A 15,543-nucleotide genomic window follows, 5' to 3' on the forward strand; every position below is an offset into this window, starting at 1 on the left:
TGACAATGTGAAAACTACTCCGGCAACGCCGGAGTGCAGACCCATGGACTACTGTCCTTTGAATGCTGCTTTACGTTTTTCGATAAAGGCACCAGTGCCTTCTTTAACGTCGTCGGTGTTGAAAAGTTCCGCGAAGATTCTTGCTTCGTTTTTCTGAGCTTCTTCAACGTCCAAGTCCCACGCTTGATTGATAGAACGTTTTGCCATGCCCACTGCAATGGGAGCTTTCGACAAAATCGCCTCAACAGTTTTCATCACTGTCGTCATCAATTCAGCTTGTGAAACGACTTTGTTCACCAGTCCATACCCCAGAGCTTCCGCTGCTGTGATCATATTTCCAGTGTAAGTCAGCTCCCGTGCTTTACGTTGACCGATAGCGCGAGCCATACGAACTGTCCCACCGAAACCTGGGATCAAACCAAGGCTTACTTCTGGCAAACCGAATTTTGCATTTTCAGAAGCATAGATAAAGTCGCAACCCAGGGCCAACTCACAACCACCACCCAATGCGAAGCCATTCACGGCTGCGATCACCGGGATTTTCAAAAGAGTCAGCTCGTGAAAAATAGACTGACCACGTTGTGCGAAGATCATGCCTTTTTCTTCATCCAAGGCGTTGATCTCTTTAATGTCAGCGCCTGCAACGAAAGCTTTTTCGCCAGCCCCTGTGATGATCAAGGCACGTGCATCGACATACGGCATTTCGCCGATTTGACGAAGAGCTTCGGCCATTTCTTCCAGGACTGTTGAATTCAAAGCATTCAAAGCTTCAGGACGGTTGATAGTCAAAACCCAAACGCCATTCGGTTTTTGCTCAAGAAGAAGTGTTTTATAATTAAAACTTGCCATAAATTCTTAAACCTATTTCTGAGAGTAGTCGTAGAAACCACGACCTGATTTACGACCCATCCAACCTGCTTCCACGTATTTCACAAGAAGTGGACATGGACGGTATTTAGAATCACCTAGACCATCATGAAGGACGTTCATGATCGCAAGGCAAGTATCCAAACCGATGAAGTCTGCCAAAGTTAAAGGACCCATGGGTTGATTTGTTCCCAATTTCATTGCCGCGTCGATGCTTTCCACCGAAGCAATGCCTTCATGCAAAGTGTAGACAGCTTCGTTGATCATCGGCATCAAGATGCGATTTACAATGAAGCCTGGCATATCTTTTACAGATTCAACGAACACTTTGTCCATTTTCTCTGCCAAAGCTTTAACAGTTTTGAAAGTTTCATCAGATGTTTGCAAACCACGGATACCTTCCACCAATTTCATCAATGGAACCGGGTTCATAAAGTGCATCCCTGCAACTTTTTCTGGACGTTTTGTCACAGCTGCAATTTTAGTGATAGAGATCGAAGACGTGTTAGAAACCAACAAAGCTCCTGGTTTAACAGTAGCATCCAAGTCTTTGAAAATTTTAAGCTTAAGGTCGATGTTTTCTGTCGCCGCTTCAATCACGATGTCGCAATCTTTAAGACCTGCAGTTTCTTGAGTTGTTTTAATACGACCCAAAAGAGCTGCTTTGTCAGCTTCAGTCATCGCCGCTTTTTTGATCAAGCGATCACAACTGCCAGAAATTGTTGCCATACCTTTTTCAAGAGAAGCACCGCTGACGTCCATCATGACGACATTGAAACCAAAGTTTGCTGCAACCTGAGCAATCCCGTTCCCCATTTGTCCCGCGCCCACAATACCGATCAATTTGATATCCATATACCACTCCGTGTTATAACTTCGTAAAACAGAACTGTTCAAAATGGTCCAACTGCAAGGCGGAGGGACTTTTCCGTAGGGAGGCGTACTTGACGTACGCCGCAACGAGGGAAAGTTCCGACAACGATGTCAGTTGGGGCATTTTCAACAGTTCCGACGTAAATTAGGTACTTTACTTTAGACCTGGGGTCAAAAGTTCTGGTCTTGAGAGCGGTGGGTCGCGGGCCTCACAATAGACTGATGCACGCTATATTTTCCGCGGTTTTTCCCATTTTGCTCGTTGCTCCCTCTGCTTATGCGGCTTTAGCCACGGATGCCAGTGCGGCCATCTCTTTTTACCGTACAAAAGAAAGCTCTTTTGCCTCTGGCCAGGCGAGTCGAACAGTCCTGGAATCAAAGCTGATTTCGACGCAGATCGAAAGCACTTACCGTGTTCGCTGGGATCGTCGCGAGTATGAACTCGAAGCAAAACAAATCCTAAAAGACATCCAGGTCGCGCGCTTAGTCGACACCAACTCGGCCTGCCAACTTCAATCTTTGAATCGCAACGACTCGGGCACTATCAAAGTTTTAAGTCCGGGTGCTACGGTTGAAATTTTAGAAACGGATGACTACTGGGCCCGCGTAAAAACTTATCGTGATCAGGTAACGGGCTGGGTACCGCTTTCGATGCTTAAAAATCGTCATGATGATACCGGGGTTTTCGTGAATATCATGGATACCTACTTGCGCAAAGAACCCACAAGCCTGTCTGGTGTGATCACGACAGTTCCCCGCCTTAGCCGCGTGCAACCCGCCGGTTTTGAAAAAGGCTTTATGAAAATCACATTCAACGGGATGTCCGGCTTTGTGGACGTGAATCACTTTGCTTCCCGCGCTGATTTTTCAAACTTGGCTTTCGTAGATAATAAATGGATCCCGATCACACACAGGAATGGCGAGTATCTGGTCACCGCTCAACGTGCACAGATTCCTATTCAACGAGCCCTGGGTTACATCACCAGTGGTACTCGCGGCGTCGTGACTCGCGCAACACCGGGCGGCCCCCAATTGCTTTCTCGCGTGGAAATCACGAAACCTGAAGCTAACGTATGGGCGCTGAGTAAAGTCGACGGCCATGGGGAGGTTTGGTGGAAACGAAATTTCGCACCTCATGAAACCACTCAAGTCGCAGAAAAAAACACGATCACTACGGAACAACTGATGAAGCGAGAAATTTATTCGATCGCTTTTGAAAGCAAGGCCTCTGTGCGTGGAATTGTTTCGGCTGAAGGTGTTTACACGACGGAAGATGGTTTAACGTGGAAACAGATTCCTCAATTTGGAAATCAGAACTACCCGGTTTATATTCATCCCAAAGGTCAGTGGTTTGTGGGTTCTTACAAAAGCACAAATCAAGGTCACAGCTTTGAACCGTTCATTCGCTGGGAAGTCGTCGCGGATGCGATCGAAGCCTCTATTCACAAAAATCCAAAAACTCTGCGTTTGACTCAGATTGAAGCCGTGTCCAACACACAAATCATCATCAATGTCGACACTGGTTCTTCAAAAATTAAATTAGCCGGATCCCTGGCTGATTCCACGCGCTGGGCTGTCGTTCGCAAATAGAATCAATCAAATTTTTATAAATTCTGTTGCATCAACACACTGGCCCCTTATTTTACCCTTTCTCTTTCCTCATGACCGGTGCTTACGCCGTTAAGCCAGGACCAAATAAAAGAATTTTTACGATAGGAAACAGAGAAATCTTTGATGTTGAATAGATTTAAAAAATTTAACCTTTTGCTGGAAAACTATATGACATACAGCTGCCATTGGATATGCTGTGGTAATGAAACAATTGTTTGTCCTCATACTTTCTGCTCTCCTTGCGAGTTCCGCCTTAGCCAAAGGTAAGAGTCCGATCGTATTTGGAGTCAACATGGACTATGCGATGCCGCTGGTTAAGTTGAAAGATGACAATGGAACTTCCGTACTCATCGGCGGAATTCTGAAAGACCTGGGAGAAGCCCTGGCAAAAGAAATGGACCTAGATCTGAAGTGGTATCTGGTTCCCAAAAGAAGAGTGGCGCCAAGCCTCTCCTCGGGAAAAATCGATATCCTGTGCCACCTTTCAGAAGTTTGGCAACCCGCGATAAAAAACGATGTTTGGTGGTCGAACAAACTTTACCGCAGCTCGAATGTGCTGGTTTACATAAGGGAACAACCGATCACTTCCATCAAAGAAATCTATGGTGAACACGTCGGCGTGGTATTGAACTTCATTTACAAGGGGCTCGAAGACTCTTTCGAATCCGGGGCCCTGAAACGCGAAGATGGCCCTAATAACATCTCCAACATTAAAAAGCTCCTTAAAGGCCGCATCAACTACATCGTGATGTCGAACCTGGAATATGCATATTACAATAATCTCTATCCTCCGCTGCGCTCCGTGGACCTCGCGATGGACGAAGTGATCACAAAATGTGCTGTGTCTAAAAAATCAAAACTCAAAATAGAAGACGTGAACAAAGCCATCGCAAAAATCACCCGCAATGGCACCTTGAGCAAAATCCTGAGCTCCTACTACTTCAAAAACCTAGAGTAGTAGTAATTGTAGTAGCAACAACAGCGGCCGCTTCTCTAATATTCCTAAAATGCATATTAACTTATAGTTAATTCACTACTCTGCGAGCATTCTTCAGGATAATTCCTTATGCATAAAAAAAGGAATAACCATGAAAACATTGATCCTCTCCCTAGCATTGCTTATTTCCACAAACGCTTTCGCAGCCGCAGACTTCTCAAAAAAACTAGAACTCTGTGCCCTCCAAACTTCCGACGACCCAGAAGCCTACGAAAAAGCCTTCTCTGAAACCTTCATCTATGTAAACAAAGCTACGAGCCTAACGGATGAACAAGTAAGAATGATCAACGCCCACTTGATCCAAGTAGAATACACAACAGAACCCCTAACATTCGCAGAAATTAAGGCCCTATTCACAACAGGCGAACAACAATACAACGACCTCTATTTAGTAACAATGAAATCTAAAACAACAGGCGCCATCTTCTACGAAGCCAAATCCTACCCAGGCGACAACCCCTACGGAGTCGTGTTCACAGCAACAGGCGACCTAGCAGCCTACAACCAAGACGACAACATCACCCTAGTAGAAGGCCAAGCAACATACGCCTGCCCTTGGAAATAATCAGAAAAATCTGAAACAAAAGTGAAGTAAAAAGCCCCGGCACCCCGGGGCTTTTTATTTTTGATCTCCACCACGACCCAATCGAACGAAGAAGTTTGAACCCGCCACCGCAGCTGACCTGGGCACAGCGGGCCGTGCCTGCCACGAAGCGACCTCCGTGGGCGCCTGGATGGCGCGCACCCGCCGAAGGCGGGCCACGGTTGAGCCACGACGGCGTGTCGCGAAGAGGCAGGCACGGCACGATGGGACCAGGGCAGATGCGGGGGCGGATTCAAACCCTCTTAGCTCCCCGAACCAGGGCCAAAAAAGCAGCAAATCCCCCGGCACGATTATTGGAATACCCCAGAACGGAAATACTATTTTTTTGATATCAGTGTCTTTATGGCACTTGGACGTCGAGGAGTTGGAATGAAGCTGATGAACTTAAAGACAGAGCAGAAATATTTTTCAACTCTCCTTATTTCACTTCTGGTTTTAGGGGGTTGCGGCCCCACTCAACCCGATGCTCCAATCTTTAAATCGGCTCTTTTAGATGGTCTTTACAGCACTCGTCCCTCGGTTGAAGAACCTGAAATCTTCATCATTAAACTTTCCACGCCAGCTCTTTTGGAAACTGCGAAAGTTAAGGACGGTAAACCGCAAATCAACGCGCAACAGGTTGAGGCTATATCAGCTGAGCAAGAACAAACAATTGCAGATCTAGCGAAGATCTCCAAAGACATTCGAGTTTTGATTCGCTACCGCCTGGTTTTAAACGGCTTGGTCGTTTGGGCCCCAGCAGACGCTATTAAAAGCATCAAGAACATTCCCAATGTGACTTTGTCGGAAAAGCCTGGACAGTTTGCCCGTTTGAATGACGAGGAAGACGAATACAATAAAACTGGCATGGTGGGCGATAAAACCTCTGTAAAGTTCATTGGTGCTGAGGCTGCCTATGCGCAAAACATACGTGGCCAAGGTATGCGCATTGGTGTGATTGATACCGGCATCGACTACACTCATAAGATGTTAGGCGGTATAGGCTCCCCTGACGCTTACAAAGCGATCAACCCTTCTTCAACAACGTCCGCTTTCCCGAATAACAAAGTTGTCGGCGGAATTGACTTGGTTGGGACTGAATACTCCCCGAGCTCTCCGAATTTGAAAGCACGCATTCCCGTTCCAGATCCAAATCCTTTGGATGAGGCGACTCATGGGACTCACGTAGCCGGCACAGTCGCGGGTCTTGGTGACGGAGTGAACACTTATGATGGTGTTGCTCCCGATGCAGATCTTTACGCGATCAAAGTATTTGGTGCCAAAGGTGGAACCAGTGATGAAGTGGTTATTGCTGCGTTGGAATACGCTGCCGACCCGACGGGTGATTTAAGCTTTGAAAAACAATTGGACGTAGTGAATCTTTCTTTGGGTTCTAACTACGGAAATCCACATATCATGTACAACCATGCGATCAAGAATCTGGTTCGTGGCGGCACTGTGGTTGTCGCATCAGGTGGTAACTCTGGTGACGCAGCCTTTATCGTGGGTGCTCCCGGTATCTCTGACGATGCGATCTCGGTTGCATCCAGCATCGACAACATGACTCACAATGTGTCTGCTCCAGGCGCGGAGTTCGCGGCGGGCGAGCAAAAGATTTTGGCAGAGTTCACAGAAGCTCAATCCTCGAAACGTCTGGAAGAAATCTCGGAAGCAAAAGGCGAATTGATTTTTGTAGGTCTTGCTGACAAAGACTTCGATTCAGAACAAGCGGCACAGATCAAAGGAAAAATCGCTTTGATCGACCGTGGTGTGGTTTCGTTCTCGGATAAAATCAAACGCGCCCAAGATGCAGGGGCGATCGGTGTCGTGGTCGCCAACAACGCTCCTGGTGACACGAACGTAATGGCGGGTGAAATCAAATTCGAAATTCCAGCGGTTATGATCAAACAAGATGCTGGTCAAAAGATTAAGGCTCTTTTGTCTCAAGGTGTGGTGACGGCGAATTTGAAATCTCCAACTAAAGTTGAAAAACCTTGGATGGCAGATACTATTTCTCCATTCTCGTCCCGTGGTCCCCGCTCTGAAGATGGCATGATCAAGCCCGAGATCGCGGCTCCCGGCACAAATATCATTTCTGCCGCACGTGGAACTGGGGATAAAGGTGCCAGCATGTCCGGTACCTCTATGGCTGGTCCTCATATCGCGGGCGTGATGGGGCTTTTGAAACAAAAATTTCCGAACCTTACTGTACCAGAATTGAAATCTGTTCTTTTGGCGCATGGCAAAGTGATCGCAGATAAAGATCAAAAAACATATCCAGTGAGCCGCCAGGGTGCGGGCCGAGTCCAAGTAGCAGAAAGCTTGAAAGCACAAGTGACAAGCTTGCCCGCGACTTTGTCCTTTGGTTTGACGGATATTGAAAATTCAAAAACCTTGTCGCTGAATGTGACTTTGAAAAACATTTCTTCTGACACGGTGACTTTGACTCCGAAATGGAAGGGTTCTGCAGCTCTGCAAGTTTCTGCTCCGTCGGTGACTTTGGAACCTGGTCAATCGAAAACAGTTGCGGTCACAGCGAAAGTTGTGGGCTCGTTAATGAAATCCGCCAACGATGAGTTGGATGGCTTCTTGGAACTTTCTCAAGGCGAGAAATCTGTCCTGCAACTTCCGGCCTTGGTGGTAGCTCGTCAGATTTCAAGAATTGAAGCGACTTCTCTGACGGTTCTTGCTTCTTCCAAAGAAGATGCGGCAGGCAGTGCCGCCGATTTGAAACTGGTAAATAAAAGCGCCAACAAGGGTAATGCTTATGTCTTTACTTTACTTGGCAAGGACGGCCGCAAACTAGATCCCAAACCAGATCTAACTCACAACAAAAACTGCGACCTGCAATCTGCGGGTTACCGGGTGATTTCAGCAGAAGGCAAAAGATACCTGCAAGTCGCTTTAAAACTTTATGAAGGCATGACGACATGGCACCGCTGCGAAGTGAATGTGCAAATCGATTCCGATGGTGATGGCATCGCGGACCAGGAGTTGTCTGGCGTCATCGGCTCTGACCTTCCAGGCTATCCGGTTGAAAAATTCGTCAGCATGTTGCTGGATGCAAATCAAGCTCGCGCAATTCGTAAAACTTACGAGGAGTCTATCGCTTCTGGAAAACCAGTTGCGGAAAACTACGGACCGGCATTGATTGATGCGTTACCCATGGATACTTTCGACAACTCGACTTTGGCAATTATCACTGCTGATGCATCACTGCTGGCGGTCGCTCCCACGGGTGAATTGAATATCAAGGTTTCCACTTCCCATAACGACTATAGCTCTGTCGAATACGACGACTATCTGGGTAACGAAAAGACCTGGTCTAAAATCTCATTAGGCGAGCTAGGACAAGCGGTCACAGAGATGCCTGAGTCCATTGAGCTTGCAGGCCATTCTGAAACGACAGTGCGTCTTAAAAAGGGTTACAGCAGTTCAGATGTGGTGATCTATACTCCGCAAAATAAATCCGTGCGTGATGCGCTGATTGAAGATGCGCAGTCACAGATGATCAAACCAAAATACGATGGTAAATAAAAATAAAAAAGCGGGTCTTCAAACCCGCTTTTTTTTGCCTGAATTGAAATAGAATTCAGGCGTCTTAAATTGAGACAAGGACTAACGAGTCTTTGTCTCTTTGTTTTTTACTGGTGATTGCGATGTCACGTCTTGAGCTTTTTCGCCGCTCATGTTCTTTTTCACCGCGCGCAAAAATGGTGTCTCTGACACTTCCCATACCACCGCAGTATCTTGAGCTGCATGGTTTTCAGGAGTTGTCGCACACGCTGCTAGGAAGTTCATCGCGATCAATGTTGTGAGGATTTTAAGTGTGTTTTTCATCTTTGTACTCCTAACGATCTGAGATAATGATACCACCTTATCGGAATGCAAAGAACCGACCATAAGCAATCGGTGTTAAATTGGACCCAAAGGTGACGGATTGTTGAAATGGGGCACAACTGAACAATAAATGTCAGACACTGGAGCAGAAATACTAGGGTATTTATCGATTACTTCGGGCTAATTAGGGGGGCTTTATTTCCCTCTCACCGGGGATTTTTCGTCGCCCTTACGAGTCAGCTCCAAAAGCGTTGCATACAATTGCTCAGAGACGATGGGCTTCGTCAGATAGTCATTACAGCCCACCCCCATACAGCGCTCACGATCTTCTTTCATCGCATGAGCTGTGAGGGCCACAATGGGCCCCTGATAACCGCGTTCACGCAGCTTACGTGTTGCCGTATAGCCATCCATGCGGGGCATTTGCATATCCATCAATATCACATCATAAAGAGTCTTTTCGGCGAGTTCAAAAGCTTCCACCCCGTCGATCGCGGTTTCACAATGAACGTGATATTTTTTAAGGTAGTGCTGAATCAATACTTGATTGTCTTCGGAGTCGTCGACGATCAAAACTTTTGAGCCTTTCAGCGCCGCTTTAGCTTCTTCTGAAACTTTGAGTGGCTCAGAAATAACTCCGCGACTGATTTCATGCTGAGGGATCGTCAGACGGAATACAGAACCCTCTCCTAAAGTACTTCTCTTAAGAACCACATCCCCACCCAAGGAGCGAGCAAGCTTACGAGAGAGTACCAAACCAAGTCCTGTGCCTTCGTACTTGCGAGTACTCGAAGTATCCACCTGAAAGAAATTTTGAAACAGACTGCTTTGCATCGCCTCTGGAATTCCAATTCCGGAATCCGCGACTTCAAAATAAATATCATCACCACTGCGACCCAAATCGACACGCACTTCACCGTCATTGGTAAATTTCAAAGCATTATTAATCAGATTTACCAGGATCTGCTTTAAACGGCTGCGATCGGTGGCAATTTCCATTCCCCGCATTGCTGAATCCATATGAAAGGATAAAGCAAGTCCCGACTTGGAGGCCTTCAGATGCATCATGCTTTCAATCTCTTCCATCAGGGAATCCAGCTTCACACCTTCAAATTCCACTTCGATGTGACCTGATTCCACTTTGGTGATATCCAAAATATCATTGATCAAACGCGCAAGATTGTGCCCCGTACTTTCGATAACGTCCAAATACTTGCGCTTTTCCACTTCACTGACCTGCGGATCTTTAAGAATTTCCGTCATGCCAAGGATAATTCCCAAAGGTGTGCGAATTTCGTGGCTCATGTTTGCCAGAAACAGCGTTTTTACCTGATTGGCATTTTCCGCCAGCAAGCGCTGGGAGATATTCACATCCAGATCGTGACTCATTTTATTAATCGAACGCGCAAGCTCCCCTAATTCGTCGGCAGAGTGCACGGGCACCGTGATCCCCAGATTCCCCTGCCCGATTTCACGCGTGGCTGCATTCAGCTCGAGCAAACTGCGATTCAGATTCTTGGCAAATGAGAATGTCAGGAAGAGTCCTGTGCCCTCGATTGTGACCACCGCTAAAACCAGAAGCATCATTAAAAGATGCTCCAGCCAACGCGAGCCCTCTCCAAGAACGTTTGAGAATTCTGTTTCCAAGGCCGTGAGCTTGCTGTTGATCACATTAATCTCGGCCAGAATGCGTTTCACCTCATTGGTGTTCGCGTTGGGACGGGCAAAGAGTTCTCGCAGCTCTTCAGATTTTTCAATCAAGACATTTAACAATCCATCAGCTTCAGTCCAAGCTGCGACGGCACGTTTGATGTAGGAAACTTCACCGAAACGACGAAGCATGACAATCACACCGGGGATATCATCAGGGTGAACTCCCCCCTGGGTAAACCCTGCATAGACCGAAGCCATATCGGGATCCGGCTTCATCAATTCTAAGCGTGCGCGGCGATCCCCCATGGGGATTTTCATGTGCTCATGAAAGTTATCGTAGTAATGCTGCTCTTTTGTAAAAATATAGGAAGACAAGGAGTGGATCGCATTTTTTTGCGCCTTGGACCAGAGTCCTTCACCACCCACAAATGCACGAACAGAGGAAAGCGTTGAAAGAGCGAAGACCAAGGTCCCAAGCTCAATGGCAATTAACAAAGCCATTCCACCGACGACGATGTAAAGCTTTTTAACGACAGATAGATTCTTCCAGAAATTAAACACGTTCCTATTTTTCCTCAGAAGTAAGTTTGTACGAATACGTTGGACTCACTTCAAGCGATATTCGACTCTTGTTAGATACGTTACACACTCGCAATACAAGAATCAGTTTAACTGCAGTTTAACTGCATTTTAGCCGCTTCCGTTCTCGTATGCGTTGCGCTAATCGTTTTGATTATTGGCGATTTTTTCAAATCAGGACTGGTGGAAATCAGTCTTCGGGAGAAACATGAGGGCAGAGTCTTAAGGAGGAAGTCATGAAAAAGCTTATTCTCTTCGCACTTACAATGATGTCGTTCAGTTTTGCCCAGGCCGAAAGATCTTTGCTTGAAACAATCATGCAAGACAGAAATTCCAGCCCGTCAAAATTAGATACAACGAACGAAGCCCGCCGCGCCCGCCAAGCCAGTGCGGCTGAATACATGCGCGATCGTAATCGTCCCACAGAAAGAATCTATATCGAAGAACGCATCATGGAGCCGCAATATCGTGAACCCGGCTACCGTGCCCCAGCAGATTCAAAATAATATCTTCACGAGTGTCTGAAACAGAAAGAGGCTTGCGGCAACAGTTCTGATTCTGTGCTTCTTGCTTTCTAACGCATTCGTAAGAAATAATAGGCCATGGCCAAGGAACCGCTCGAATTAAAATGGATTGAAAACCTTCTCCCCGAGGAGGGCTATCGACGAAAATCCATGTTCGGCGGTTTCGCATATTATCTGGATGAGAAAATCATTCTGATCACATTTGAAGCCGGTCACAAATCCAATTGGAACGGCTGCATGTTTCCGGTTGAGCGCGAATTTCAAGGCAAAGTGCTTGAGAAATTCCCCATTTTAAATCCCCACCCTATTTTACCGAAGTGGCTGTATCTGCCAATCGAGACCGAAGGTTTCGACGAGTGGGTTTCTGATATTTTGCGCGTGGCTTTACGCCCGAACAGTATTTGGGGAAGTATTCCCAAAGAAAAAAACAAATCAGCCCCAGGCAAAACCAAAGGTCGCAAAGCGAATGTTGCCAATGAAGTCATCACCGAGAAAATCGACACGCGCCGCCCGCGCATGTTCTCTGATGATGACCCCGTAGCTGTGCTGCAAAAGGCCAAAAAACTGACCGACCTTAAGAACATCGGCCCCGTCCTTGAAGAATTGCTGCATGACGCCGGAATTAAGACGCCGCAGCAAATGCAGAAACTCGGCTGGCAAAAGACCATGGTGAAGCTAGTCAAAGCTCATCCTAAAACCAATCACTCCATGTACGCGTACACTATTATCACAGCGCTCGAGAATAAAGATTTTGGTGGAATGTCAGAGCAGCAAAAATCAGAAGTCCGTGCCTACATGAAAACCCTGCGCGATCGCTTAAAATCGTAACCTGTTTTGATCTTGACTCGTTTTCGGAATCGGGAGCATAGTCGTTGCGTCATCACGACACTGTTAAAGTGAAAGGTTAGATTATGAAATCCGTTGTTATCGCTTCTTTGATCGCATTGTCTGCAACTGCTGCTCAAGCTTCTCAAATGGACGTTCACTGCACTGCTGGTGACGCTGTTATCTCTGCTCAACTTAATGTTGAAGGCAGAACTGTAACTGGAACTGTTGATGCTTCTGGCGCGGGTGTAGATTTTAAAGCTCCAGCTTCTGGCTCTTACATTTTCTACCCAGCTGGTTCTTACTACAAATTCGACGAACTTGAAGTGATCGAGTTCTGGGCGACTTCTGGCAAAGACTCTGTTGCGTTCAAATCTGTTCGCGGCGAAAAAGGTTCTTACCAACAAACTCTTTTGGTTAACAAGCAAACTGTTGAAGGTACTTGCGTAGTTTCTAAAGAGTAGTTTCTTCGTTTTTCCTAACGAATGAATTAAAAGGCGCGGGTCTTCGGATCGCGCCTTTTTTTATTTCTGATAAAAGGACGGAAAACTACTTTGCGTCGGGAAAATGCGGGAGCATCAATTTGCGAACGTGTTCTTGCAACACGGGACGCTGTTCGATGGTGTAGACACTCGTATCCACCGGAGGCAATACTTCCAGCGTGATAGTACGAGTCCATACTCCCCAGTTCGGCACCCAATTTCCTTTGGGCATAATCGCTGCTGCACCTTTGACCACGACGGGAACAATGGGTGCCTTGGCATTAATGGCAAAAATAAACGGGCCGGATTTAAAAGACCCCAGCGTTTCTTGGTGTTGGCGAGTGCCTTCGGGGGCGAGTGCAAATCTTTCGCCATTGGCGATTCTTTTTTCGGCTTCTTTATAAACTTTAAAAACTTCTTCGCGACGATTGCGGGCGATCGGCAGAATCCCTGCGCGTCTCATACCCCAACCAAAAACAGGAATATTGAAAAGTTCAATCTTTGCACCAAAGCGGAAACTTCCCAAATATCCCGACATCGCAAAGATATCAAAGAAGCTCGTGTGATTGAAAACGTAAAGATAGCCACCTTTAGGAACATTTTCCCAACCTTTAACGATGACTTTCACTCCGAACATCCAGCACGTCGTTCGCGTCCACGCATAGACAATCTGATCTTCCAACCAGCGATTGGGATAAATAAACGTCACCAAGATCATCGCTGCGGAAGCAATTACTGTGATAATTGGCAACATGACAGTGGCCAAAAGAGAGCGCGGATAGGAAAGCAGTTTTAGAAACATGACTTAACTTTCAGGAAATAGACGTTTACGAGCGGCCACACGCTGGCGCTCTTTGTAGGCTTCATGTTCTGAGGGACCTGACAGAATTTTTTCGTGTGCGGATTGATCCATGATTTGCACTTCAAAGGGATAAAAGAAACTGAAGGCCTCTTTACTTCCCTGAGGCTTAACATGGATCAACTTACGGGCGATGAATTTAATAAATTTATAATCGGAACCCGAGAAGAAATTTTCCTTTCGCAGGAATTTTACATTCTCCCCCATCTCAGAGAGTTTTTGATCAAAGGCTGCCTGAATGGTTTTTTCATCCATCGTATCCAGTCGCTGCGCAAGTTCAGAGCAAACCTGCATAAAGACTTCGACGGGATAAAGATTGTTAGAGCTTTGATCCGGCATGATGTGCGGGAAGCTGATCACGTTTTCACGCACCAAGAAGCGCACCACTTGAAACGTATCAAACAAATTACGAGTCACAAAGCGCACGCCAAGCTTATCAAAGATCTTCATTGCCAAGGCATCGGGCTTAGCCAAAAGCTTAATCACCGTGCTAGAGGACGTTTTAAAAGGCTTAACTTCAAAACCCAAAAGTTCAATTGATTCATGATTTTCACCATTGCACTTTAAGAACGTTCTGTGCGTATTGCCGTCATGAAAAATAGCATCCTGAAATGGAGTCAGGATTTGTGACTGGATTTCCTCGGAAAACGAGCTAAAGAGGTCATTTTCGGCATGGACGAAAACATGGATTCCCCGCAGGATCGCGCAGGCCCAACGTTGCAAACTCACCTGATCCGGATCACTGGAGCTTGCGTACAACAATAGCTGGCGGATATCGCCAAGCTTTTTTGGGTCTAAGAATAATTCAGGAATGTCAGCGTCATTAAAGCCCAACTTCTCCACCATCAACACTAAAGCGCGGCGATGGTAGTACCAAAGTTTTTCGACATCGTTTTTTTGATTTATATCAAAACCGTAGCTCAGCAAGAATGCGGAAGCTTCGTCCAAAGATTGGATATTGAGTTTAGGGATATCGATCGCGGAACCACCGCCAACAACTGAACCCAGTATGGAAGAATCGAATAAAAAACGTTGAGGCATTGCCTCTATCTTATTGGGGATAGAGGCTCAGGCAAGACGCAGCGTTCTAGTTAAAGAGGCCACAAGATGGAACCCAGAATGACCCCATTGTTTGCTGAGTCAATGGGCTGTTATCCACCGAAGAGTAGTTTTGGAAGTAAACCGTACCAAATGCGTTTGTTGCATCGTAAGAACCCGTGAAAGCGATCCAACCCAGGCTGTCCTGGAACGTTACAGTGAATGTCTTGTTAGCTTTATTAACAGAACCCGCATAAGCCGTTGTGAACTGTACTTCATACGGCGGAATTTCTTTACCTGTCTCGGCGTCTTTAGTTCCTACCAAAGAATCTCTGATTTGAACCAATACTTTGGATGACGTTTTATCGATCTGTCCTGAAGCATCGAATCTTAAGTTCATTGTTACAAATACACCGTTAGCTTGGCTGCCCGTAGCATCGATATTGCCAAAACTAGTGCCTGGAAGAGTTGTAGATACGAAGATCTTAACTTTGCTTTCAAAAGAATTCGCCGTACTGGATTTATCGTAAATACGACCGATGGCTGATGCACCCGTTGTACAAGTGGAGTTGGTTGTAACTTCACCACCGCGACCGGCAACACGAACGGAGGATTCGCCTTTCTTTGCGCAGGCAGCGAGTCCCATGGACAAAGCCATCACAGCACCCAGAGCAAGTTTGGTAAAGATTGACGATTTCATAAAAGCCTCCTGCACAGACAAGAGGCAAGCATTGGACCAACCGGTCCCTACTTATATTCGAGATGGAGAGGATTTCACGTCTCAGAATGAGACGATGTATTGGTGACTGACA

General features: G+C 46.4%; 14 protein-coding genes. 7 read left to right on the plus strand and 7 right to left on the minus strand.

Features of this window, described 5'->3' with window-relative positions:
- Positions 1 to 48: 48 nt before the first annotated feature.
- Positions 49 to 849, minus strand: a complete 801-nt coding sequence (locus HW988_RS10360; protein ID WP_181604211.1) for an enoyl-CoA hydratase/isomerase family protein — start codon at positions 847 to 849, stop codon at positions 49 to 51.
- Positions 850 to 861: 12 nt separating this feature from the next.
- Entirely contained in the window at positions 862 to 1,722 is an 861-nt protein-coding gene (locus tag HW988_RS10365) for a 3-hydroxybutyryl-CoA dehydrogenase (RefSeq protein ID WP_181604212.1), read from the minus strand.
- Between the two features lie 240 nt (positions 1,723 to 1,962).
- Between HW988_RS10365 and HW988_RS10370 the strand changes: the two genes are divergently transcribed.
- The 4 genes from HW988_RS10370 to HW988_RS10385 all read left to right on the plus strand — a co-directional run bounded on the left by HW988_RS10370 (position 1,963) and on the right by HW988_RS10385 (position 8,468).
- Positions 1,963 to 3,330, plus strand: a complete 1,368-nt coding sequence (locus tag HW988_RS10370; protein WP_255489934.1) for an SH3 domain-containing protein — start codon at positions 1,963 to 1,965, stop codon at positions 3,328 to 3,330.
- A 223-nt stretch (positions 3,331 to 3,553) separates the two neighbouring features.
- Positions 3,554 to 4,309, plus strand: coding sequence for an ABC transporter substrate-binding protein (locus HW988_RS10375; protein WP_181604213.1), 756 nt, complete (start codon positions 3,554 to 3,556; stop codon positions 4,307 to 4,309).
- Positions 4,310 to 4,439: 130 nt separating this feature from the next.
- Positions 4,440 to 4,913, plus strand: a complete 474-nt coding sequence (locus HW988_RS10380) for a hypothetical protein (protein ID WP_181604214.1) — start codon at positions 4,440 to 4,442, stop codon at positions 4,911 to 4,913.
- A gap of 408 nt (positions 4,914 to 5,321) precedes the next feature.
- Positions 5,322 to 8,468 carry a S8 family serine peptidase gene (locus HW988_RS10385; protein WP_304504521.1) on the plus strand — a complete coding sequence of 1,049 codons (3,147 nt, stop codon included), beginning with the start codon at positions 5,322 to 5,324 and terminating at the stop codon, positions 8,466 to 8,468.
- An 81-nt stretch (positions 8,469 to 8,549) separates the two neighbouring features.
- Here HW988_RS10385 and HW988_RS10390 read toward each other — a convergent pair whose 3' ends face one another.
- Positions 8,550 to 8,771 (minus strand): hypothetical protein, encoded by a 222-nt coding sequence (locus HW988_RS10390; protein WP_181604215.1) that lies wholly within the window; start codon positions 8,769 to 8,771, stop codon positions 8,550 to 8,552.
- A 195-nt stretch (positions 8,772 to 8,966) separates the two neighbouring features.
- Positions 8,967 to 10,985, minus strand: a complete 2,019-nt coding sequence (locus HW988_RS10395; protein ID WP_255489935.1) for a response regulator — start codon at positions 10,983 to 10,985, stop codon at positions 8,967 to 8,969.
- 254 nt (positions 10,986 to 11,239) lie between these two features.
- Here HW988_RS10395 and HW988_RS10400 point away from each other — a divergent pair, with 254 nt between their 5' ends.
- From HW988_RS10400 to HW988_RS10410, 3 genes are all read left to right on the plus strand, one after another.
- Positions 11,240 to 11,509: a hypothetical protein gene (locus HW988_RS10400; RefSeq protein ID WP_181604216.1), complete on the plus strand. Its 270-nt coding sequence runs from the start codon at positions 11,240 to 11,242 to the stop codon at positions 11,507 to 11,509.
- Between the two features lie 96 nt (positions 11,510 to 11,605).
- Positions 11,606 to 12,355 carry a TfoX/Sxy family DNA transformation protein gene (locus HW988_RS10405; RefSeq protein ID WP_181604217.1) on the plus strand — a complete coding sequence of 250 codons (750 nt, stop codon included), beginning with the start codon at positions 11,606 to 11,608 and terminating at the stop codon, positions 12,353 to 12,355.
- Between the two features lie 83 nt (positions 12,356 to 12,438).
- Entirely contained in the window at positions 12,439 to 12,816 is a 378-nt protein-coding gene (locus HW988_RS10410; protein ID WP_181604218.1) for a hypothetical protein, read from the plus strand.
- 85 nt (positions 12,817 to 12,901) lie between these two features.
- Here the strand turns inward: HW988_RS10410 and HW988_RS10415 are convergent, their stop codons facing one another.
- From HW988_RS10415 to HW988_RS10425, 3 genes are read right to left on the minus strand one after another with little or no spacing between them, the layout of a single operon-like run.
- Positions 12,902 to 13,636, minus strand: a complete 735-nt coding sequence (locus HW988_RS10415; RefSeq protein WP_181604219.1) for a 1-acyl-sn-glycerol-3-phosphate acyltransferase — start codon at positions 13,634 to 13,636, stop codon at positions 12,902 to 12,904.
- Between the two features lie 3 nt (positions 13,637 to 13,639).
- Entirely contained in the window at positions 13,640 to 14,734 is a 1,095-nt protein-coding gene (locus HW988_RS10420; RefSeq protein ID WP_181604220.1) for a TIGR04552 family protein, read from the minus strand.
- A gap of 46 nt (positions 14,735 to 14,780) precedes the next feature.
- The gene (locus tag HW988_RS10425) at positions 14,781 to 15,431 is read right to left on the minus strand and encodes a hypothetical protein (protein WP_181604221.1); all 651 of its coding nucleotides are present in this window, start codon (positions 15,429 to 15,431) and stop codon (positions 14,781 to 14,783) included.
- Positions 15,432 to 15,543 lie beyond the last annotated feature (112 nt).

Origin of the sequence: Bdellovibrio sp. KM01, assembly GCF_013752535.1 — a bacterium.
In the GTDB taxonomy this organism is placed as follows: Bacteria; Bdellovibrionota; Bdellovibrionia; order Bdellovibrionales; family Bdellovibrionaceae; genus Bdellovibrio.